Origin of the sequence: Nonomuraea sp. NPDC051191 (genome assembly GCF_044455665.1) — a bacterium.
Lineage (GTDB): Bacteria > Actinomycetota > Actinomycetes > Streptosporangiales > Streptosporangiaceae > Nonomuraea.
Genome location: NZ_JBITEZ010000005.1, coordinates 503,419 through 523,481 on the forward strand (window position 1 = coordinate 503,419; position 20,063 = coordinate 523,481).

19 protein-coding genes and 1 pseudogene are annotated in these 20,063 nt (G+C 70.8%); 12 read left to right on the forward strand and 8 right to left on the reverse strand.

Annotation, left to right across the window (positions count from 1 at the left end):
* Positions 1 to 4 precede the first annotated feature (4 nt).
* The gene (locus tag ACIA8R_RS17215) at positions 5 to 625 is read right to left on the reverse strand and encodes a hypothetical protein (protein WP_364092633.1); all 621 of its coding nucleotides are present in this window, start codon (positions 623 to 625) and stop codon (positions 5 to 7) included.
* A 10-nt stretch (positions 626 to 635) separates the two neighbouring features.
* A complete protein-coding gene (locus tag ACIA8R_RS17220) occupies positions 636 to 1,700 on the reverse strand; it encodes a hypothetical protein (RefSeq protein ID WP_397039118.1) in 1,065 nt (354 codons plus the stop codon).
* A 179-nt stretch (positions 1,701 to 1,879) separates the two neighbouring features.
* On the opposite strand from ACIA8R_RS17220, the gene ACIA8R_RS17225 reads away from it, so the two are divergent.
* The gene (locus tag ACIA8R_RS17225) at positions 1,880 to 2,764 is read left to right on the forward strand and encodes a PIG-L family deacetylase (RefSeq protein ID WP_364092631.1); all 885 of its coding nucleotides are present in this window, start codon (positions 1,880 to 1,882) and stop codon (positions 2,762 to 2,764) included.
* Positions 2,765 to 2,796: 32 nt separating this feature from the next.
* Here ACIA8R_RS17225 and ACIA8R_RS17230 read toward each other — a convergent pair whose 3' ends face one another.
* Genes ACIA8R_RS17230 through ACIA8R_RS17240 form a run of 3 tightly spaced genes read right to left on the reverse strand, consistent with a single transcriptional unit; the run spans position 2,797 to position 6,434 of the window.
* The gene (locus ACIA8R_RS17230; RefSeq protein WP_357704468.1) at positions 2,797 to 3,570 is read right to left on the reverse strand and encodes a sporulation protein; all 774 of its coding nucleotides are present in this window, start codon (positions 3,568 to 3,570) and stop codon (positions 2,797 to 2,799) included.
* 9 nt (positions 3,571 to 3,579) lie between these two features.
* Entirely contained in the window at positions 3,580 to 4,821 is a 1,242-nt protein-coding gene (locus ACIA8R_RS17235) for an SPFH domain-containing protein (RefSeq protein WP_364092629.1), read from the reverse strand.
* A complete protein-coding gene (locus ACIA8R_RS17240; RefSeq protein ID WP_364092627.1) occupies positions 4,818 to 6,434 on the reverse strand; it encodes an SPFH domain-containing protein in 1,617 nt (538 codons plus the stop codon). The genes ACIA8R_RS17235 and ACIA8R_RS17240 overlap by 4 nt, the downstream gene beginning before the upstream one ends.
* A 141-nt stretch (positions 6,435 to 6,575) precedes the next feature.
* Here ACIA8R_RS17240 and ACIA8R_RS17245 point away from each other — a divergent pair, with 141 nt between their 5' ends.
* The 6 genes from ACIA8R_RS17245 to ACIA8R_RS17270 all read left to right on the forward strand — a co-directional run bounded on the left by ACIA8R_RS17245 (position 6,576) and on the right by ACIA8R_RS17270 (position 12,952).
* Positions 6,576 to 6,809 carry a helix-turn-helix transcriptional regulator gene (locus ACIA8R_RS17245; protein WP_357704474.1) on the forward strand — a complete coding sequence of 78 codons (234 nt, stop codon included), beginning with the start codon at positions 6,576 to 6,578 and terminating at the stop codon, positions 6,807 to 6,809.
* Between the two features lie 35 nt (positions 6,810 to 6,844).
* Positions 6,845 to 8,953: an excinuclease ABC subunit UvrB gene (gene uvrB / locus ACIA8R_RS17250; protein WP_397039120.1), complete on the forward strand. Its 2,109-nt coding sequence runs from the start codon at positions 6,845 to 6,847 to the stop codon at positions 8,951 to 8,953.
* 124 nt (positions 8,954 to 9,077) lie between these two features.
* Positions 9,078 to 9,701 (forward strand): PepSY domain-containing protein, encoded by a 624-nt coding sequence (locus ACIA8R_RS17255; RefSeq protein ID WP_357704478.1) that lies wholly within the window; start codon positions 9,078 to 9,080, stop codon positions 9,699 to 9,701.
* Positions 9,702 to 9,873: 172 nt separating this feature from the next.
* Positions 9,874 to 10,881 (forward strand): COX15/CtaA family protein, encoded by a 1,008-nt coding sequence (locus tag ACIA8R_RS17260; protein WP_364092624.1) that lies wholly within the window; start codon positions 9,874 to 9,876, stop codon positions 10,879 to 10,881.
* Positions 10,882 to 11,089: 208 nt separating this feature from the next.
* Positions 11,090 to 12,439, forward strand: coding sequence for an alpha/beta hydrolase (locus ACIA8R_RS17265; RefSeq protein WP_397039122.1), 1,350 nt, complete (start codon positions 11,090 to 11,092; stop codon positions 12,437 to 12,439).
* A 102-nt stretch (positions 12,440 to 12,541) separates the two neighbouring features.
* Positions 12,542 to 12,952, forward strand: a complete 411-nt coding sequence (locus tag ACIA8R_RS17270) for a VOC family protein (protein WP_357704484.1) — start codon at positions 12,542 to 12,544, stop codon at positions 12,950 to 12,952.
* A 28-nt stretch (positions 12,953 to 12,980) separates the two neighbouring features.
* Here the strand turns inward: ACIA8R_RS17270 and ACIA8R_RS17275 are convergent, their stop codons facing one another.
* On the reverse strand, positions 12,981 to 13,853 hold the full coding sequence (locus tag ACIA8R_RS17275) for a serine protein kinase RIO (protein ID WP_397039124.1): 873 nt from the start codon (positions 13,851 to 13,853) through the stop codon (positions 12,981 to 12,983).
* A gap of 247 nt (positions 13,854 to 14,100) precedes the next feature.
* On the opposite strand from ACIA8R_RS17275, the gene ACIA8R_RS17280 reads away from it, so the two are divergent.
* Positions 14,101 to 14,658 (forward strand): hypothetical protein, encoded by a 558-nt coding sequence (locus ACIA8R_RS17280; RefSeq protein ID WP_357704488.1) that lies wholly within the window; start codon positions 14,101 to 14,103, stop codon positions 14,656 to 14,658.
* Positions 14,659 to 14,856: 198 nt separating this feature from the next.
* On the opposite strand, the pseudogene ACIA8R_RS17285 reads toward ACIA8R_RS17280, so the two are convergent.
* Positions 14,857 to 15,012 (reverse strand): annotated as a pseudogene (locus ACIA8R_RS17285) (transcriptional regulator); the annotation flags it as partial.
* A 137-nt stretch (positions 15,013 to 15,149) separates the two neighbouring features.
* Here ACIA8R_RS17285 and ACIA8R_RS17290 point away from each other — a divergent pair.
* Together ACIA8R_RS17290 and ACIA8R_RS17295 are read left to right on the forward strand one after the other, a co-directional pair.
* The gene (locus ACIA8R_RS17290; RefSeq protein ID WP_397039126.1) at positions 15,150 to 16,667 is read left to right on the forward strand and encodes a hypothetical protein; all 1,518 of its coding nucleotides are present in this window, start codon (positions 15,150 to 15,152) and stop codon (positions 16,665 to 16,667) included.
* A gap of 141 nt (positions 16,668 to 16,808) precedes the next feature.
* Positions 16,809 to 17,279, forward strand: a complete 471-nt coding sequence (locus ACIA8R_RS17295; RefSeq protein WP_397039127.1) for a dihydrofolate reductase family protein — start codon at positions 16,809 to 16,811, stop codon at positions 17,277 to 17,279.
* Between the two features lie 291 nt (positions 17,280 to 17,570).
* Here the strand turns inward: ACIA8R_RS17295 and ACIA8R_RS17300 are convergent, their stop codons facing one another.
* On the reverse strand, positions 17,571 to 18,176 hold the full coding sequence (locus ACIA8R_RS17300) for a hypothetical protein (protein ID WP_397039129.1): 606 nt from the start codon (positions 18,174 to 18,176) through the stop codon (positions 17,571 to 17,573).
* A 161-nt stretch (positions 18,177 to 18,337) separates the two neighbouring features.
* On the opposite strand from ACIA8R_RS17300, the gene ACIA8R_RS17305 reads away from it, so the two are divergent.
* Entirely contained in the window at positions 18,338 to 19,144 is an 807-nt protein-coding gene (locus ACIA8R_RS17305; protein ID WP_397039130.1) for a glucose 1-dehydrogenase, read from the forward strand.
* Entirely contained in the window at positions 19,134 to 20,063 is a 930-nt protein-coding gene (locus ACIA8R_RS17310) for an alpha/beta hydrolase (RefSeq protein WP_397039132.1), read from the forward strand. The genes ACIA8R_RS17305 and ACIA8R_RS17310 overlap by 11 nt, the downstream gene beginning before the upstream one ends.

Consider the following 20,063-nt stretch of genomic DNA (forward strand, 5'->3'; position numbering starts at 1 on the left):
CCCCTCAGGTCAGGTGGGCGGTGATCAGCCGGACGGCGAGCGCCGTCTCCTCGGCGTCCAGCGGCTCGCGGGGCACGTGGTGGCCGCCCGCCCCGAGCGGGCCGAGCGACAGGTCGCGGCTGCCGGGCCGGCCGCGCCCGAGCGCGATCGTGGCCGCCTCGCCGCCCTCCGGCACCACGCTGCTGTGGAAACGGTCGGCCGACAGCGTGTAGGTGTCGCCGGGCCCGAACATCTCCACCAGCCCGGTCGCGTGCCGCACGGTGCGGCCGGTGGGCGAGATGCGGTCGCCGTCGGCGCCGCTGACCACCTCGAACACCCGGTGCGTGGCGTCGGTGCCCGCGTCGGTGACCACCGCGTGCACGTTGCGCACCTGGCCGTAGAGGACGTGGCTGACCAGGTCCCAGCTGTGGCAGTGGATCTGCGAGGTGGTGCTCTCGGCGTGCTTGAGCGAGTCGGACCACAGGTGGAGGCATACCCCCTCGCCGCCCTCACGCTCCAGCGGCAGGCAGACGAACCCGAGCGGATGGCGTACGGCCCTGGGGCGCGCGGACCCCCTCAGCACCCCGAGCGCCCACGACCTGGCCTGTCCGTCGCAGACCCGCTGGAAGACCGACCGATAGCTCATGGAGTGGCACTCACGTTCCGTCTCGTCGGAGGGCCGCGGGATGCGCCTCGCCGTACGGGTCGACCGCGCGCAGGGCCTTGCGTGCGATGTCCACGACGTCGCGGCCGTCGTAGGCCTTGGGAAGAGGCACCCCGATGCGACCGAACAGGTCCTGGACCTCCTCGATCGTGGGCTCGTCGCTGAGCGGGGCCTTCTTGTACATGTCCATCGGCACCCGCCGCGCCTGTTCGAAGCTGAGCCGCAGCTCGGTGTCGCAGTTCTCGTAGTAGAACGTGCCGGCCAGCGCGGTCATGGCCCGGTTGGGGTCCTCGACCGTCATGATCAGCCGGGTGGCCGACAGGTCCCACCGGAACGTGGTCATCGACGCCGACAGGCCGACCTCGATGTCGAGCAGGCCGTAGCGCTGGCGGTACCAGAAGGCGGCCAGGATCGTCGCGTACGACTCCTTCCTGACCCGGTCGGTCGTCCACGTCTCGCCGGTCGCGTCGGGGGAGTCGGACAGGGAACGCCGGTAGTGGGCGTACGTCTCGCACACCTCCACGTTGGACGGGTCGATCACCTCGACCCGCACCACGAGGTGCCGCTTGTCCCGGCGGGCGGCCGCCACGCACTCGGGCAGGGTGACCGCGCGCAGGTAGGTGCCGGTGCCGCCCTTGAAGCTCCACCGGGTGGTGTCCTTGCGCGCCTCGGCGTGCATCTGGGCGATCTCCTGCTTGCTGCCCAGCACCCGGACGAGCTGCAGCGCGTCGAGGGCCTTGCGGGTGCCGTGGACGAGCGTCTCGATCTCCTCCAGCCGCGACAGCCGGACGGGGAGCTGGGCCAGCGCGCCGGAGGTGATGGTCTCCTCTACCGGGGCCTGGCGGACGCGGTCGCGCAGCAGGGCGGTGGCCACCAGCGCCATGATGACCAGCGTCGCGGCGTTGACGAGCTGGGTCTGCACGTCGGTCGGCACGATCTTGTCCGGCATGATGCCGAGCACGCCGATCACGACCGCCAGTAAGAGCGCGATAGCGCCGTCGGCGTTCTGGGCAGCCCATGGGGCAGCTCGCTTCAACGCCGCCGTGAACCGTGCCATCGTCCGCCCCACCGTTCGACGATCAGTCAATCCCTAGGTCATCGTAACGACCGTCGGCATGCGACTTCCAGCGCACGGGAAGGAGGTATCTCCTACCCGGGAATGACATGACATCTCCCCCTGGCAGCTCAGGACCGGGGCCTGACCAGGTTCGATACTGGAAGCGCACGGGGGTGGGGATGAAGGGGATCAGGATGTTCGCGGCGGCCGCGCTGGCGCTGGTGCTGGTGGCCGTGCTGGCCTGCCCGGCGCCGCCCGCCGCGGCCTGGACGGAGGCCGGCCGGCCGTCGCGGTGGGAGCGGTTCATGCAGGTCGTGGCCCATCCGGACGACGACCTGCTGTTCATGAGCCCCGACCTGTACGGCGCCGTCCAGTGGCATCTGCCGACGCTGACCGTCTACCTGACCGCCGGCGAGGGCCAGGCCGGCTGGGACGACGACCGCGACCCCGTCGCCTACGCCCGCGACCGCGCGGAGGGCCTGCGGGCCGCGTACGCCTTCCTGGCCGGGCAGCGTGACGTCTGGCGCGTGCGCACGATCATGGCGGCCGGCTTCCCCGTACGTCTGGAGGAGCTGGCCGACAGGCCGGCGGTCAGGCTCGCCTTCGTCGGACTGCCCGACGGCGGCGACCCGCGCGCCGACGGCGGCCGCGACGCGCTGACCAGGCTGTGGGAGGACCGCTCCTGCGTGCGCCGGTTCGCCTCGGGCCCCGAGCCGCGCTGCGTGGTCAGGAGCGACGTGGTCGGCGTGCTGCGCGCGCTCTACGCCCGGTTCCGCCCGACGGTGCTGCGCACCCTCGACCCGGAGCCGCCCAGGAACCGGAAGTTGTGCGACCACCCCGACCACGTGGCCTCGGCCCGCTTCGCCCTGGCCGCGGCGAGCGGCCTGGGGCTGCGGACGGTCTCCTACCGCGGCTATCCGATGACCGGCTGGGCCCCCAACGTCGTGGGGGCGCTGCGCGAGCTCAAGCGCCAGGTCTTCGGCCTCTACCTCGGCCACGACTACCGCGTCGGGCACACCTGGCGCTACCGGGCCTGGACCGAACGCATGTACCGGGTCCCCTGAGCCGGGACGCCGCCCGGCCCGGGGGACGCCCGCTAGAACCAGCCGCGGCGGCGGGCCATCTGCTCCAGGCCGTGCTGCAACGCCTGGTCGGCCGCGCCGGGGTGGTCGTCGTAGCGCACGGTGAAGCGGTTGTAGGTGTCGTGGCTGGAGGTCAGGAAGCCGCCGCGCTTGTCGGCCTCCAGGATGACGTCCATCTGCCGCGGCCCGGCGATGAACGTCAGCTCCAGCTCGCTGAAGTGCCGCCGCCACTGCCCGCCCGCGTGGTACTCGATCTCCTGGAAGAACGGCATGGTCGAGCCGTACAGCGTGCCGCGCTCCAGGTCGGCCTTCTTGAAGTGGAAGCCCAGCCGGTCGAGGGCGGCGATGACGTGCTCCTGGGCCGGCAGCGGGCTGACGAACAGCGGGTCGAGGTCGCCCTTGTCGATCGCGCCCGCGAGCGCCAGCTCCGTCTGCACGCCGAGCCGCATGCCGTGCAGCGGGTGGCCGCCGATCGCGCTGATCGGCGTCTCCCACGGCACCATGATCTGGAACGGCTGCTGGTGCTGGGCGCCCGAGGCGAGCTGGAACGTCCCGGCCACCTGCTGGCGCAGGAAGCTGTAGGTCGTCTTGTACTCGTTGTCGCCGCTCTCGACCTCCACCACGGCGGTCAGGTCGAGGTAGATGCCCTCGACCTTGTAGTCGGCGCCGCCGCCGCGGAAGTGCACGACGCCGCGCAGCGGCTCGCCGGGGCGCACGGTCGTGTCCGTCAGCATCGTGTCGACCTCGACGCCCGCGCCGAAGGCGGCCATCAACTTGCGGAACACCATGGGTCTCTCCTATGCGGTGGGGGTCTGGCCGTTGACGGCGGCGGGGCCCGTGCCCGAGATGCGGGGGAGCAGCTGGGCCAGGATGAGGGTGGACAGCGCCGAGTCGCCCTGGCCCTGCTGGGTCCGTACGACCAGGGGCTGGGGGGCGTTCTCGGCGAGCTTGGCGCCCACGTCCAGGCGCCGGCGGGCCAGCTCGTACTGCAGCACGGCCCGGTTGTCGCGGTAGGACTCGGCCAGCCTGCGCAGGGCCTTGGCCTCGTTCTCGGCGGCGGTCAGGTCGGCCCTGCCGCGCGCCTCGATCTCCCACGTCACGCGCTGGGCCTCGGTCTCCTGCTCCTCCAGCATGCGCGCCACGTTCTTGCGCGCGGTGTTGTGGGCGGCCTTGACCTCGACCACGCGGGCGTCGCGGGTCTTCTTGGAACGCTCGATCTCCATGAGCAGCGTGTCGATGCGGCGCTTGCGGGTCAGCTCCCACTCGCGCTCGTAGGCCGACAGCTCCTTGGCGACCTTCTCCCGGGTGGCCAGGTGCTGCTGGTACTGGTCGGGGAGCTGGACGTCGGGGATGTTGGCGCCGGTGACGCGCACGCCGTACCGGCCGAGCTGGCGGTTGAGCGCCTCCTGCATGTCGCCGACGTCGGAGCCGCGCAGGTCGTAGGCGCGCTCGGTGTTGACGCGGCGGCTGCGCTGCCGGATCGCGTCCTGGACGGCGCTGGAGAGCACGAGGTCGAAGTTGCCCGCGCCGATCGTCCGGACGAACGCCACCGGGTCCACGATGCGGAACTTCAGGAAGAACTCGATCGACTTCAGCGGCACGTTCTCGGCCGTCGGGCAGGCCACGATCGGCGCCGAGTACGGGATCTCGGTGGAGGTGTCCACGACCGCGTCCACGCGGTCCCACGGCAGCCACAGGTAGTGGCGGCCCGGCGGGAGCGTGCCGGTGATCGCGCCCCAACGGCTGCGGATGCCGGTGGTGCCCTCCTCGATCTCGATGATCGCCTTGCGCCAGATCGTGACCAGCGCCACGACCAGGAAGAACAGCGCGGCCAGCGCGGCCGGCACGGTGAGTTCGGTGAGCGCGGCCATGCCGGCGAAGTACAGCGCCAGCAGCACCAGCGCCATCCAGGCGAAGCCGCGCCGGTCCTTGGGGATCACGACCGGCACGAGCTGGCCCTGCTCGCCGCCGCGCAGGAGCTGACGGATGTCGGACCAGGAGGCCAGCGACTCCTTGATCTTGGAGAACTCGCGGGTCATCGGACCTCACCCTCGCTCAGGCGGCCGGGCAGCAGGCGCTCGACCGTGCTTTCCAGGTCGTGGTCGGGCTCAGGCGTCGCCTGCGGCTCGCTCACGTCGGCGGCGGCCTTCTTCAGCAGCGCCGCGATCTCGTCCTCGCGGTCGCTGACGCGGGCGGCGATCTCGCCGAGCCGGCCGCGGATGGCGGCCATGTCCTCGGCGGAGAACAGCGCCGCGCCCTTGCCGCCCACGAGCTGCTGGGCCAGGGCCAGGAAGTCGATGTCGGTCTGCTCGCCCACCTGCACCACCTGCGGCAGCCTGGTGGCCACCGACTCCAGCTTGTTCAGCAGGTCCTGCTGGAAGCGGTAGTCGAGGATCTCGGGGGCCTCGGCGGCCGACAGCGCCCGGATGTCCAGGGCCTGGGCCTCCAGGAGCGCGGCGTTGGCGTTGGCCGTGGACTCGGCCTCGACCAGGCGCTGCCTGGCCTGCGCGGTGGCCTGGTGGCTGGCGCGTTCGAGCGCGGTGTCCATGCGGGCCTGGTAGCCGGCGATCTCGGCCTGGATGGCGCTCAGCGTCTCCTGCAGGCCGGCCAGCTCCTTGACCAGGTCGCCCTCGTTCTGCTCCTTGCGCAGCTGGAGCTCGTACTCGTAGGTGTAGGCCTCCTTGGCCACGCGGACCATCTCGGGGGCCGCCAGGTCCATGCGGTACTCCTGGCTGGACGGCTCGGCGTGGGTGATGTTCACGTCGGTGAGCCGTACGGCCGGCAGGAACTGCTGGTTGAGGTTCTCCAGCATGCCGAGGGTGCTCTCGCCCACCAGGTCGTAGATGTCCTCGGCCCGCTGGGCGTAGATCAGGGACCGGGTGACCTCGCTGATGGCGTTCTGCAGCTTGGACTGGAAGCCGCTGACCGAGCCGAGCACGAAGATGAACTCGGCCGGGTTCTCGATCCTGAACTGCAGGAACAGGTCCACGCTGGCCTTGACGCCCTGCTGCGTCGGCGCCTCCCTAATGGGGGCGTTGAAGGGGTACTCGCGGGTGGTGTTGACGATGTAGCTGACCCGCTTCCACGGGTTGAACAGCGTCACCCGGCCCGGGTCGGCGATGTGCACCAGCTTGCCGAACTTGGTGATCAGCGCCTTGCAGCCCTCGGGCACCATCACCACGCTCCTGCGCCACCACAGGAACGCGGCGGCCAGGACCAGCACGACCCAGTAGTGGGGGCCGAAGAAGATGTCGGACCCCGGCACGATGCCGCCGAGCGCGCCGATCAGACCGAGGACCACCAGAACGGTCAGCGGGATGACCACCTTGGCCGTGCTGCCCTTGGGGATCACCACCGGCGAGATGACGTGCATGCCGTTCTCGGCGAAGCTGCGGTTGACGATCTCGCCGGCCTCGTTCAGCGAGGCGGACCTGGCCTCGATCAGCGTGCCGACGGAGACGCCGCCGTCGCGGGCGGCGGCGAAGTCGTGCGGGTTGAGCGCGAAGCCGGGGGCCTGGCCGGTGAGCTGGCCGGCCTGCTCGGTGACCTGTCCGATCGCCTGGCTCATCGCCTGCCGCACGTCACCTCCTTGAGCGACCGCGTGGGCTATGCCCTGACCTGCCTGGATCAGTGCCTCTCGGGGTCGTGACATCGAACCTTCCTTTTCCGCTACAGGCGAATACGACCGTATCGGGTATGGCTTGCTGTTCGCTTGCAATGTGTCGTCATATGCCTGTTACGCCCCATAGTGGATGTGCTATGGATGAAGCAGACCTACTACGCGGGGTGATCAATGAGCGGGACGGTCCACAACCGCATCGCGCTGCTGCGCGCCGAGCGCGGGGTGACCCGCAGGCAGCTCGCCGACGCCGTGGAGGTCCATTACCAGACCGTCGGGTACCTGGAGCGCGGCGAGTACAGCCCGAGCCTTTACCTGGCGTTGCGCATATCCGCGTACTTCGGGGTGCCGGTCGAGGTGGTCTTCTCCACCACTCCGTTCCCCCGGATCGGGGAGCCCGCGGCCTGACGGTTTCTGTCGGTGGCGCCGCCTACAGTGGCAGCATGCGTCCGGTCACAGATTTGCAGCGGAAGGTGGCGCCCTTCGAGGTCGTCACCGAGATGACTCCATCCGGCGACCAGCCGACGGCCATCGCCGAGCTGGAGCGCCGCGTCAAGGCCGGGGAGAAGGACAACGTCCTGCTCGGCGCCACCGGCACCGGCAAGACGGCCACGATCGCCTGGCTGATCGAGCGGTTGCAGCGGCCCGCGCTGGTCATGCAGCCCAACAAGACGCTCGCCGCCCAGTTCGCCAACGAGCTGCGCGAGATGCTGCCCAACAACGCGGTCGAATATTTCGTCTCTTACTACGACTACTACCAGCCCGAGGCGTACGTGCCGCAGAGCGACACGTACATCGAGAAGGACTCCTCGATCAACGACGAGGTCGAGCGGCTGCGCCACTCGGCCACCAACTCGCTGCTCACCCGCCGCGACACCATCGTGGTCGCCTCCGTCTCGTGCATCTACGGCCTGGGCACCCCGCAGGAGTACGTCGACCGCATGGCCAGGCTCCGCGTCGGCATGGAGGTCGACCGCGACCAGCTCCTGCGCCGCCTGGTCGACATGCAGTACACGCGCAACGACCTGGCCTTCACCCGGGGCACGTTCCGGGTGCGCGGCGACACGATCGAGATCATCCCGAAGTACGAAGAGCTGGCCGTGCGCATCGAGATGTTCGGCGACGAGATCGAGAAGCTCGCCACCATGCACCCGCTGACCGGCGAGGTCATCACCGAGGACGAAGAGCTCTACATCTTCCCCGCCTCCCACTACATCGCCGGCGAGGAGCGCATGGCGGCGGCCGTGGCCGGCATCGAGTCCGAGCTGGCCGCGCGGCTGTCGGAGCTGGAGCGGCAGGGCAAGCTGCTGGAGGCCCAGCGGCTGCGCATGCGCACCACCTACGACATCGAGATGATGCGCCAGATCGGCACCTGCTCCGGCATCGAGAACTATTCCCGCCACCTCGACGGCCGCGCCGCCGGCACCGCGCCCAACACGCTGCTCGACTACTTCCCCGAAGACTTCCTGCTGGTCCTCGACGAGTCCCACCAGACCGTGCCGCAGATCGGCGCGATGTACGAGGGCGACGCCTCGCGCAAGCGCACGCTGGTCGACCACGGGTTCCGGCTGCCGTCCGCGCTGGACAACCGGCCGCTGAAGTGGGAGGAGTTCCTGGAGCGCATCGGGCAGACGGTCTACCTGTCGGCCACGCCGGGCTCGTACGAGCTGGGGCGGGTCAAGGGCGACGTCGTCGAGCAGGTCATCCGGCCCACCGGCCTGGTCGACCCCGAGATCGTCGTCAAGCCCACCAAGGGGCAGATCGACGACCTGGTCCACGAGATCCGCGAGCGCGCCGACCGCGACGAGCGCGTCCTGGTCACGACGCTGACCAAGAAGATGTCCGAAGACCTGACCGACTATCTCCTTGAGCTTGGCATCCGGGTCCGCTACCTCCACAGCGAGGTCGACACGCTGCGCCGCATCGAGCTGCTGCGCGAGCTGCGCATCGGCGAGTTCGACGTGCTGGTCGGCATCAACCTGCTGCGCGAGGGCCTCGACCTGCCCGAGGTGTCGCTGGTGGCCATCCTCGACGCCGACAAGGAGGGCTTCCTGCGCTCGGAGACCTCCCTGATCCAGACGATCGGCCGCGCCGCCCGTAACGTGTCCGGCCAGGTCCACATGTACGCCGACAAGATCACGCCGTCGATGGAGCGGGCCATCGACGAGACCAATCGGCGGCGGGCCAAGCAGATGGCCTACAACGAGGCCAACGGCATCGACCCGCAGCCGCTGCGCAAGAAGATCGCCGACATCCTCGACTCCCTCCAGCGCGAGGACGCCGACACCGACAAGCTGCTGGGCGGCGGCCGTCAGCAGTCGCGCGGCAAGGCCCCGGTGCCGGGCTTCGCCGCCCGCCAGGCCGGTCAGCACGCCAAGGCCATCGCGGGCGAGATGCCGCGGGCGCAGATGGAGTCGCTGATCGAGTCGCTCACCGAGCAGATGCACCAGTCGGCCGCCGACCTCCAGTTCGAGGTGGCCGCGCGGCTGCGCGACGAGATCAAGGAGCTCAAGCGCGAGCTCCGGGACATGCGCGAAGCGGGCATCCAGTAGGAGCGGCGGGGGCGACGGCTCGCCCTTGCCCGCCTGGCTTTGTCGGTCCGCGTCGGCCGGGAGTGTTGGCCCAGGGTTCTGACCTGCGGGAATGAAGGCGGAATCCTGGGGCAGCGATCCTGGTATGAACAAGTCGATCATCGGGGCTCTGGTCGGGGCGGCGGTGCTCGCCGCCGGCTGCGGCGCCGTACGGGAAGTCGGCCAGTTCGTCGAACCGACACCGGGTTCCACCATGGGAAGCCCGTCTCCGTCGATGGAGAGCCCGCCCGCCACGGGGACCATGTCCCCCTCGCCGGGTAGCACGTCCACGATGAAGCCGGGGGCCGGAGAGCTGAAGGAGGCCGCCAAGGTCGCCATGGCCGCGGTGCCCGGGTCCAAGGTCGTCTCCGTCGAGAGCGAGGAGAATGGCAAGATCTGGCAGGTCGAGGTCGTCGGCTCCGACGGCACCGAACACCAGGTCGACGTGGAGGCAGGCAAGGTCGTCAAGGGGCCCACGGCCAAGCAGGAGGACGAGCAGGAGAAGGCCAAGATGCGGGCCCGCATCGACGCGGCCAAGCTCGACTACGCCCAGGCCGCCGACAAGATCGCCGCCGCCGTACCGGAGGGACGCGTCACCGAGCTGAAGCTCGAAACCGAGAACGGCAAGACCGTCTGGAAGTCCGACGTGATGACCCCGGACGGGACCAAGCACGAGGTGATGGTCGACGCCGCCACCGGTGAACTCACCAAGAAGAACGAAACCAGCTGACCCACGGGGGATCAGGCCACCTCTGCCCGAACGGCGGAGGTGGCCGCCCGCGGCCCGGCACCATCCTCCGCGGTCCGGCATTGCCGTCCGTCGTCCGGTCGTCGCCGTTCGCCCGGCCTCACCGTTCGCGTGCCGGGGTGGCGGGGTGCTCTACGGGTTGTAGAGTAAATCCTTGATCGCGTTTTCGGCCGCCCTGCGCGGCGGTTCGTCGAGCAGCAGAGAGACCTCTTCCCCCATGATCACTCCCTTCCAATGGCTCGCCGCCCGGGTCGGCTTCGAGCGCGTGGCCCTGCGACGGGCCGCGGGCGCGGCGCTGGCGACCAGCCTGATGATCATCGTGACCGGCGGAGTCGTCCGGCTGACCGGGTCCGGGCTGGGCTGTGACGGGTGGCCCCGCTGCTCGGAGGCCGGTTTCGCGGCCACGCCCGAGCTCGGCGTCCACGGCGCGATCGAGTTCGGCAACCGGGTGCTGTCCGGGGTCGTGTGCGTGGCCGTCGGCTGGCTGATCGTCGTCGCCCGGCTGCAGCGCCGTCCCGTGCCCGAGTTGACCCGGTGGGGGTGGGCGCAGTTCTGGATCGTCATGCTGAACGCGGTCGTCGGCGGGCTCACCGTGTGGGCGCGGCTGAGCCCGTACCTCGTCACCGCGCACTTCCTGGCCGCCGTGCTGTTCCTGACCACCACCACGGTCGTCTGGCACAAGGCGCGACGGCTCGACCGGCCCGCGCGGCCCCTGTCCGCGCCGGTGGGCCGCCTTCCGGTGGCGCTGGTCACGTCCGTGGCGGTGCTGATCGTGGCGGGCACGATCGTCACCGGCACCGGGCCGCACGCGGGTGACTCCTCCGACGTGCCGCGCATGCCGTTCAACTGGACGGCGCTCACCTGGCTGCACGGTGCGGCCGCCGCGCTCAGCCTCGGGCTCGCCGTCGCCCTGTGGCTCAGGACGCGCCGCGAGCCGGGTTCGGCCGCTCACCGGCGAACCACGCTGTTCCTCGCCGTGCTGCTCGCCCAGGGGCTCGTCGGCCTGACGCAGATCGTGACGGACCTGCCCGAGGTCGTCGTCCTCGTCCATCTGCTCGGCTCGGCGCTCGTGTGGGTGGGCGCGGTGCGCGTCCTCCTCGACACCCGGCCCGCGGCGGCGGGCGAGCGGGAACCGGCCCCGCTCGCCGAGGCGCGAGCCTAGTCCGCTGATTCTTCTGTCAGGACTTCCAAGAGCCGTACCCGATGAACCATCGTCCGTTCGGCCGAGGCGGCAGGCCGAAAGGCCGATGACGGAGGCCGGTGAGCGGGAGACGATCCAGATCATGAAATGGACCCCCCTCATCACAGGCTTGGCGCTGATCGCGATGGCGGTCCCGGCAACACCCGCCGCCGCGACCCAAGCAGCAGGCGTGAGCAGTACAGACGCGATCGACTGGCGAGCCTGCGGGACGGAGCCGGGAGCCGAGTGCGGCACCCTTGCCGTGCCGGTGGACTGGGCGCAGCCGGACGGACCGCAGATCTCGCTGAACATGACGCGACGCAAGGCCACCGGACAACGGATCGGAGCGCTGTTCTACAACCCGGGTGGACCGGGGACGGGTGCGGCCGATCTGGTGCGGGACTGGGCGCCGTACTACTTCTCCGACGAGCTGCGCGAGCGGTTCGACATCGTCGGGATCGATCCGCGCGGGGTCGGCGGCAGCGAGCAGATCTCCTGCGGGAAGGCGGTGCACGATCCGGCCGTCACGCAGTTCCCTGAGACGCGGCGGGAGTACGACCGGCTCGTCGCGCACAACCGGGCCGTGGGCGACAGTTGCGGGCCGTTGATCCGGCACATGGACACCGGGAGCGTGGCACGGGACTTCGACGCGGTGCGGGCCGCGCTGGGCGAGGAGCAGATCAGCTACCTGGGACGGTCCTACGGGAGCATGCTGGGGACCGAGTACGCGCGGCGGTTCCCCGGCCGGGTACGGGCGATGGCTCTGGACGGGATCGTCGATCACGGGATGAGCTCGCGCCAGATGGTGCGCGATGCCGCGGCGGCGGTGGAGGACGGGTTCGGCCGGTTCGCCGGTTGGTGCGAGCGGACGCAGGAATGCGAGCTGCACGGCCGGTCCGTACCGCGGGTGTGGGACGCGCTGGTCACCAAGGCGGAGAAGACGCCGATCCCGGTGACCGGCGGGCGGCCGCTGACGGCGGACGAACTGCGCTACGTCGCATACGCGATGCTCACGATGGCCCCCGACTTCAACGGCGGTCTGGCCCGGGGCATCGTTCAGGCGGAGCAGGGGGATGCGGTGATCTTCGGGCAGATGCGGGCCGAGGCGCTGGACAACCCTGCGACGACCTCGGCCTACCGGGCGGTCCTCTGCCAGGACATCGACCCTGAGATCAACGCATTCGCGCAGCTCAGGACGCGGGCTCGGGACGTCGCGCGGAGGGCCCCGCACATGCGCGGGACGTCGGAGTTCTGGGACATGACGACCGGATGCGTGGGGTGGCCCGTCCCGCCGTCCGATCCGCAGCGGCCGGTGCACATCACCCAGGCGCCGCCCGTTCTGCTGGTCGGGAACACGCATGATCCCGCAACGCCGCTCGCCTGGGCCAAGAGCCTGGCCAGGGGCATCAAGGGATCACAGGTGCTGACCTACGACGGCGACGGGCACACCTCATACCTGCGCAACGCCTGCGCGACCGGGAGCATCGACCGCTACCTGGTCTCCGGGACGCTTCCCGTGCCCGGCACGGTCTGCCGCTGAACCCTGCGAGGCCGTGCGGGTTACCGGCTCACCCCAGCTCCCTCAGGGCGGCCGCGTCCAGGCAACGTCCCCGCGTATCTGACCTTGTGACAGGATCGTGGGATGCTGCGACTCACCGACTTCATCATCGACTGCCCTGACGCGATGAAACTGGCGGCCTTCTACTCCGAGGTGACGGGTCGCCCGATCAAGGAAGGCAGCCACGCGAACTGGGCCGGTATCAAGTTCGGCGAAGTCGAGCTGGCCTTCAACCCGGTGGAGGACTACCGCGCCCCGCAGTGGCCCGACAGCGAGCACCCCAAGCAGTTCCACCTCGACTTCGAGGTCGACGACGTCGAGGCGGAACAGAGCCGCGTGCTGGCCCTCGGCGCGTCCTTGCACCACGACTCCATCGGCCCCGACGGCTACGGCTGGCGCGTCTACACCGACCCGGTCGGCCACCCCTTCTGCCTCTGCCGCAACAAGGGTGTCGTCTGGACCGACCAGGGCCTCATCTGGCCCGAGCGCGCCTAGCCGCTTCGCGGACGACGGCTCCGGCCGGTCACGTCCGGCCGGACGCCTTGCGGAGGAGGGCGGCGAGCGCGTCGGGGTCCGCGGCGGCCACGCCCTTCGACGCGAACCACGTGGCCACGTTGCGGGCGTCCCGTTCCAGGTACGACGGGCCCGCGGGGTGGGCGATCACGTCCACGATCTGCGGCAGGTCGATGATCACCAGCCGCCCTTCGTGCACCAGCAGGTTGTACGGCGACAGGTCCCCGTGCGCCAGCCCCTCCCCGGCCATCGTCACCATGGCGTCCACGAGCTGCCGCCACAGGTCGTCGAGGCCGTCGGTGACCTGGGCCAGGCGCGGGGCGGCGTACCCGTCGGGGCTGCCGACGAACTCCTGGAGGATCTCCGTCCCCAGGATCTGCACCGGGTACGGCACCGGCACCCCCAGCTCCCAGAGCCGGCAGAGCGCCCCGAACTCGGCCACCGCCCACTGCGCGGCGATCACCTGCTTGCCGAAGGCGGTGCGGTTGGCCATGGCCCGGTTCATCCGGCTCTCGCGGGCCCTGCGTCCCTCCAGGTAGCCGGAGTCGCGGTGGAACAGGCGGTGCTCGGAGGAGCGGTAGCGCTTGGCCGCCAGCAGGCAGACCCGGTCGGTGCCGGGCACGCCGCGCGAGATCAGGTGGACGTCGGCCTCCTTGCCCGTCTTGAGCAGGCCGTGCTCGGTGTCGACGGCGGCCAGCTCGGTGATCAGCCAGCCGGGGTACGGCTTCGGCCCCTTCTCGGTGGGTGTGCTCTGGTCCCAGGTGGACCAGCGGTCGCCCTCGGGCGGGCCGTCATCGGTCTCGGGGGTGGTTTCGAGCCATTCGATGTCGTCGGCGTCGAGCGCGAACTTGCCACGGCGGCGGTGTTGCGAGTGCTTGGGCACGGTGAGATCTCCAGTATCGAGGCCCACCGGCTCGCCGAACGGATCAGGTCAGCGGACGCCCGGTGGGAAGGTCTGAGGTCGCGGAAAACGGCACGCGGGCAACGGTCGTCACGGTCTCAGCCTCCCTTCGCGTCGCTCTGATCAACGCCGTCGAGTATGCCGTGTCCGGCACGGCCCTCGCAAACGAATAACCGGCGGCCCGATAATTGCGATGCGTCCTGACCTGCCTGGCTTGTACGGTGCGGGCATGCGGCAGTGCGAGATGTGTGGATACCAGGAGCCCGCCGGCGCGCCGGACTGCGAACGCTGCGCCGGCCTGGTGGACGAACTGGTCGAGGAGGGCTGGCGTGCCTTCCTGCGCGAGCAGTTCGGCACCGTCGAGCCCCGGGACGAGCGGGAGATCGCCCGCATGGTGGTCGACGAGCCCGACAAACACCCGTGGCGGGTCGTGGACGCCGCCTACGACCGTCTGACGTGCACCGAATGCGGTAACCGGCTGAGCCGCGGTCCGGCCGGATGCTCCGCCTGCGACCTCGCGAACGGCTTCCGCTACTCGGCCGTCGAGATCGACCGGCCCGGCGTGTCGCCCGGCAACGAGCACGCGCTACGGGTCAACGTGGCCGTGACGCGCCGCCCGTACGGGATCGCGGCGTCGGAGGTGCTGGTGCGCCGGCTCTCGCTGCCACTGCTGATCGAGGGCCGCCTGCCCACGACGGCCCAGGCCCAGGCCACCAAGGCGCTGGTACGCAAGGGCGCCACGGAAGAGGAACTGGCCGCCGCGATCTACGCGGGCTGGGGTAGCTGAGCGTGCCGCGTGGCCGGGCCCGGCGGGCCCGTCACTGCTGGTCGGCGGCGGGCCGGTCGGCGGAGTCGCGGGCGAGGGCGACGATCCGCTCCAGGGCCGCCGCGTGCCGCTGGAAGGCCGACCGTCCCCGCGGGGCGAGCTGCACGTACGTCGCCGCGCCCGCTTGTCCTGGCCCCTGCGGACGACCACGTGTCCGGCGGCGGCCAGCGCGGAGACCTGCTCGGACAGCGCCGAGTTGCTGGTGCCGACAGAGTTCCTGAGGAAGTCGAAGTCGACCCATTCGGCCGGAGCCGGCAGCGCCACGACCGACAGCCGCGCCGGGACGTGCAGGAACTCGTCGAAGAGCGGATCCATCAGGCGGCGCCGCCTTTCCTCTTGGGAAAGCCGTCGGTGGCCGAACCGCCTGGCGCCGGAGGTGAGACATGTCTCTTTGATCTCCGGTGCCGGCGGAACTAGGGTCGCTGCATGGTCAAGGCCAGAGGTGGCAAACCGTGATCGGCCGCGCAAAGCTCGCCCTGGGGCGGCCGCTCGGGCGTGAGGGCCAGGGGATGGTCCACGAGGAGCTCAGCGGCAGGATCAACGGCCGGCCGGGCGTCGCGTACAAGGAGATCGACTACGACGTCCGACCGGGCCTCGACGTCGCCGTCCTCACCGCGATGACCCAGCTGAACGGCCGGCTCTCCCCGTCCGACGCCGCCTGGCTGGAGGAGCGCGCGGCCTGGCCGGCCGAACTGGTGGAGGAGAACGGCGCCGTCGTCGGCTTCCTGATGCGGACCGTGCCTCAGCGGTTCTTCCGCGAGACGCCCGGTCCGTCCGGCGCCGTACGCCGGCTCGCGACCGTCGACCGCCTGTTCGGCCGGGAGGACGTCACCGACCGCGACCGCCTGCTGATCCTGGCCGATCTCGCCGACACGCTCGCCCGCCTGCACACGATGGGCGTCGTCGTCGGCGACCTGTCCCCTGAGAACGTGCTGTTCACGACGGAACCCCGGCCGGGATGTTTCCTCATCGGCTGCGACGCGATGGGGCTGGGCGCGGCGCGGGCGCTGCCGCCGTTGGAGACGCCGCCCGACCGGCGGATTCCCGCCGGGGAGCAGCCAGGGACGCCGCAGGGTGACGCCTACCAGTTCGCGCTGCTGGCCATCCGCGTCTTCGCCCGTGACCCGTCCACCACCGACGTGTCCGCGTTGGCCGCCGTCCGTCCCGGTCTGGCGGAGTTCGCCATGGCCGCGCTCGACCAGCCCCCGTTCAGCCGTCCCATGCCCGCGCAGTGGGCCACGCGATTACGGGAGGCCGCGCAGTCCGTCTCGCCGCCTGTCCGGCAGGCCGAGGCGGCTTCGGGTTCCGGCCGGTCGAAAATGGTCGGTATCGGAGCTGCGGTGGGGGCGGTCGTGCTGGTGCTGCTCGCGGTGGTCGGGAAGAACATGATCAAGAACAGCGTGCGCGAGACCCTGACCGGTTCTTCGCGGGCCACGAGCGAGTCCGCCGAGACGTCCTCGTCGTTCCCCGCGCCCACCGACGTCCCCACCCAGGCACCATCCACTGCGGCCCCCACTGCGGCCCCCACTGCGGCCCCCACAGTGGCCCCCACTGTGGCCCCGAGCGCAGAGCCGAGCGAGCCGGTGGCCGACTTCAAGGTCGGCGACTGCCTGTCCGGCCTGCCGAACGCGCCGGTGACCGACAGTTGCAAGCAGGGCGCGCCCTACCGGGTGGCCGCCATCACCACTCCCTCCGGGTTCTGCGACGGCACGACCAACCACCGCTACCTCATCCACAACGACGTGCTGTACTGCCTGGCGTACCAGTTCGGGCGGAACTACTGCTACAAGTGGTCAAAGAACGATGAATTCGTGGACTTCGCTCGCAAATGCCGAGCGCCGAAGACGTTCACCGTGCGGCGCGTCCTGCGGGGGAACGCCGACAAGGACGCCACCGCTTGCGATGGAGTGGCCAGACATTCCTGGACGTGGCCCGTCCCCGCGCTGACCATCTGCGTCGACAAGTACTGACCTCTCGACGCACGCGCCCGGCCGGCACCGATGAGTTCGGGACGGTTCTGATGTCTGACGTGTCGGCTGCACGTACGCCCGGCACACCTACGTCCCGCGGCCTTCGATCCCCGCACGACCCGAGACCACGAAGACGCGCTCATGCGGAAGCTGATTGCGGCAGTGTTCAACTACTCCCTCGACGGCCTGCTCGCCGACGAGGGCACCGACTTCTGGAAGTTCTGCTTCGGCCTGCCGGAGAACAGCCGGCCCGACTCCCCGGCCCACCTCTACTTCCTGCGCAGCGCCCACGCGCACGTCATGGGCCGCACCGCCTACGAGGGCATCGCCAAGGGCATGACGACCGCCACCGACCACCCCTTCGCCGACATCCTGACCGCCGGGCGCAAGGTCGTCTTCTCCCGGACCCTGAAGACGGCCGACTGGGCCAACACCACCATCGCCGACGGCGACACGGCAGCAGAGATCGTCAAGCTCAGGCTGGGCGGCGACGGCCACATCCTGGTCTGGGGCGGTGTCGGCCTCTGGCGGTCGCTCATGCGGCCCGACCTGGTCTCCGGCTTCGCCTCCGACAGCGGGATCATGGAGTTGCAGTGCCGCCGGCACCGCTGACCCCTGCCGCGGCCCGTCCGCGCCGCCGAGGGGTCTCAGGACCGCCTGGGCCCCTCATGACCACCCTGACGGAGACGTAGGCCCCGGCGTCACGGGCGAGGTGGAAGGCATGCGCCACCGGCTGGTCGTTCGCACTCCACCCGCCGGTAGTGCTCGATGCCCGCCTCGGCGTACCTGATCGGCTAGGCGCGGCGATCCCGCCCCCGGGACTCCGCGGAGACCACCTTGCGGGTGCGCGGGCACCTTCCGGACGAGCGCTCGGCGCGCTCATGGTGCCACGTCAGGCGGGACTCAGGAGTGGTCCTTGCGTTGTTCCATGGAGCGGCGGTAGAGCTCGTCGATCTGGTCCAGGGGGTCCGGGGGGCGGCGGCGGGCCTCGATCTCCAGCTCGGTACGGGAGTACAGCTCGTCGATGCCGGACGACGCGTGGTGCATCTGGTCGCCCAGGAGGTCGGCGCGGATGCGGGCGCACATGGCGGTCAGCTTGGCCTGGTGCTCGCGCAGCCGGTCGAGGGCGGCGTGGTCGATGTACGGCGAGACGCGGCGCTGCTGGGCGTACATGGCGAGCTGGCCGTCGTGCACGTCGGCCTGGGCGGACAGGTCGGCCAGGAGCCGGGGCAGGTCGCCGAGGCCCCAGCCGCGCTGCTGGGTCTGTTCGACGGCCTGGCGGGTGAGGGCCATCTCGCGGCGCAGGTCGAGCCGGAGGCGTTCGACCTCGGCGGCGTCGCCGGTGCCCATGGCGTTGACGTGCGTGGTCAGCCGGGTGGTGGCCTGCCGGGCCTTCTTGGCGGCCTTCTTGCCCAGCTTGACCAGCAGGTAGATGCCCACGCCGGTCAGCAGCAGGAGAAACGCCAGGATGGCCAGCACGATGACAAGGAACTCGCTGATCTCCGCCACCTCCCGTGGAGTCGTTACCTAGAAGGATAGTTCGACGCCCGAGGGGTTCAACGCGTGGCGGGGATTCCGGGTTCCGGCGGCTCGGCCGAGCAAGCTCTTGATCAGGGACGTGGGCGCGTGTTTCAGTGCACATGGTCGATCGTCTCGGGTGAGGGGTGCGCGTGCTCGACGGCAAGGTAGTGATCATCACGGGCGGCGCCCGGGGCATGGGGGCGGCCACGGCGCGCCGGTGCGCGGCGGGTGGGGCGCGGGTCGTGCTCACCGACGTGCTCACCGAGGAGGGGGCGGCCACCGCCGAGGACGTCGGGGCCATGTTCGTCCCGCACGACGTGCGGAATCCGGAGCAGTGGGCCGCGGTCGTGGACGCGACCGTCGAGGCGCACGGGCGGCTCGACGGGCTGGTGAACAACGCCGGGATCCCGACCGTGGGGTCGATCGAGCAGCAGTCCCTGGCCGAGTTCGAGCACGTGCTCCAGGTGAACCTGGTCGGCGTGTTCCTCGGGCTCAAGGCCGTGGCCGGGGCCATGCGGGCCTGCGGCGGCGGGGCCGTGGTGAACCTCTCGTCGGTCGCGGGGCTGACCGCGCTGCCCGGCACGGGCGGGTACGGCGCGTCGAAGTGGGGCGTACGCGGCCTGACCAAGATCGCGGCGCTGGAGTTCGGGCGCGACCGCATCCGGGTGAACTCGGTGCATCCCGGGATGATCGTCACCCCGATGACGACCTCGCTGGGCGCGATCTCGGGGGAGGGCACGTTCCCGCTGGCCGCCGCCGGGCGCTGGGGGGAGCCCGAGGAGGTCGCCGAGGCCATCGCGTTCCTGCTGTCGGACGCGGCCTCGTACGTCACGGGCGCGGAGCTGGCGATCGACGGCGGCTGGACGGCGGGGGAGACGTCGCTGCTCGGCGCCCTCCCGGGCGAGAGGCCCACTGCGGACGACAAAGCGGAGAAGGAGGCCGGGGATGGCCGTTGACGAGGCGACCCGCGCGGTCATCGACCTGATGAGCGAGTTCTTCCCCAAGGGGGAGGGCCCCTGGGACCCGGTGGCGGCGCGCCGCGTGCTGGCCTCGGTCCCGAGCCCCGACCCGCTGCCCGTGGGCCGGGTCGAGGACCGCGACGCGGCGGGCGTCCCGGTGCGGGTCTACTGGCCGCCGGAGGGCACGGAGGGCACGGAGGGCACAGAGGGCGGGCGGCCTCTTGTCGTGTACTTCCACGGTGGCGGGTTCACGCTGGGATCGCTGGACAGCCATGACGGCGTCTGCCGCCAGATCTGCACCGGGTCGGGGGCGGTCGTGGTCGCCGCCGACTACCGGCTCGCGCCCGAGCACCCCTATCCGGCCGCCGTCGAGGACGCCTTCGCCGTCACCCGGTGGGCCCACGAGCAGGCGGCCGGGCTCGGCGCCGACCCGGGTGCGCTGGTGGTGGCGGGCGACAGCGCGGGCGGCAACCTCGCCACCGTCACCTGCCTGCGGGCGCGCGAGGAGGGCGGGCCGCCGATCGTGCTGCAGGTGCTGGTCTATCCCGCGACGGACGCCACCCGCCACTGGCGCTCGTACGACCAGAACGGCGAGGGATATTTCCTGACCACGGCGCACATGCGGTGGTTCTGGGACTGCTACCAGCCCGACCGGGAGCGGCGCGGGGAGCCGTACAGCTCGCCCCTGGGCGCGGACGTGAGCGGGCTGCCCCCGGCGCTGGTGATCACAGCCGGGCACGACCCGCTGCGCGACGAGGGCGAGGCGTACGCCCGCCACCTGCGCCACTGCGGGGTCGAGACGGAGACCGTCCGGTACGAGGGCCTGTTCCACGGCTTCTTCGGCACGGGCTCGGTCCTGCCCGCCGCCGCCGACGCCACGGACCGGGTGTGCGCCGCCATCCGCGCCCTCAAATAA

Coding starts and splice junctions, on each gene's coding strand:
- ACIA8R_RS17215 (WP_364092633.1), bottom strand. CDS start 625: ATGAGCTATCGGTCGGTCTTCCAGCGGGTCTGCGACGGACAGGCCAGG.
- ACIA8R_RS17220 (WP_397039118.1), bottom strand. CDS start 1,700: ATGGCACGGTTCACGGCGGCGTTGAAGCGAGCTGCCCCATGGGCTGCC.
- ACIA8R_RS17225 (WP_364092631.1), top strand. CDS start 1,880: ATGAAGGGGATCAGGATGTTCGCGGCGGCCGCGCTGGCGCTGGTGCTG.
- ACIA8R_RS17230 (WP_357704468.1), bottom strand. CDS start 3,570: ATGGTGTTCCGCAAGTTGATGGCCGCCTTCGGCGCGGGCGTCGAGGTC.
- ACIA8R_RS17235 (WP_364092629.1), bottom strand. CDS start 4,821: ATGACCCGCGAGTTCTCCAAGATCAAGGAGTCGCTGGCCTCCTGGTCC.
- ACIA8R_RS17240 (WP_364092627.1), bottom strand. CDS start 6,434: ATGTCACGACCCCGAGAGGCACTGATCCAGGCAGGTCAGGGCATAGCC.
- ACIA8R_RS17245 (WP_357704474.1), top strand. CDS start 6,576: ATGAGCGGGACGGTCCACAACCGCATCGCGCTGCTGCGCGCCGAGCGC.
- uvrB (WP_397039120.1), top strand. CDS start 6,845: ATGCGTCCGGTCACAGATTTGCAGCGGAAGGTGGCGCCCTTCGAGGTC.
- ACIA8R_RS17255 (WP_357704478.1), top strand. CDS start 9,078: ATGAACAAGTCGATCATCGGGGCTCTGGTCGGGGCGGCGGTGCTCGCC.
- ACIA8R_RS17270 (WP_357704484.1), top strand. CDS start 12,542: ATGCTGCGACTCACCGACTTCATCATCGACTGCCCTGACGCGATGAAA.
- ACIA8R_RS17280 (WP_357704488.1), top strand. CDS start 14,101: ATGCGGCAGTGCGAGATGTGTGGATACCAGGAGCCCGCCGGCGCGCCG.
- ACIA8R_RS17295 (WP_397039127.1), top strand. CDS start 16,809: ATGCGGAAGCTGATTGCGGCAGTGTTCAACTACTCCCTCGACGGCCTG.
- ACIA8R_RS17310 (WP_397039132.1), top strand. CDS start 19,134: ATGGCCGTTGACGAGGCGACCCGCGCGGTCATCGACCTGATGAGCGAG.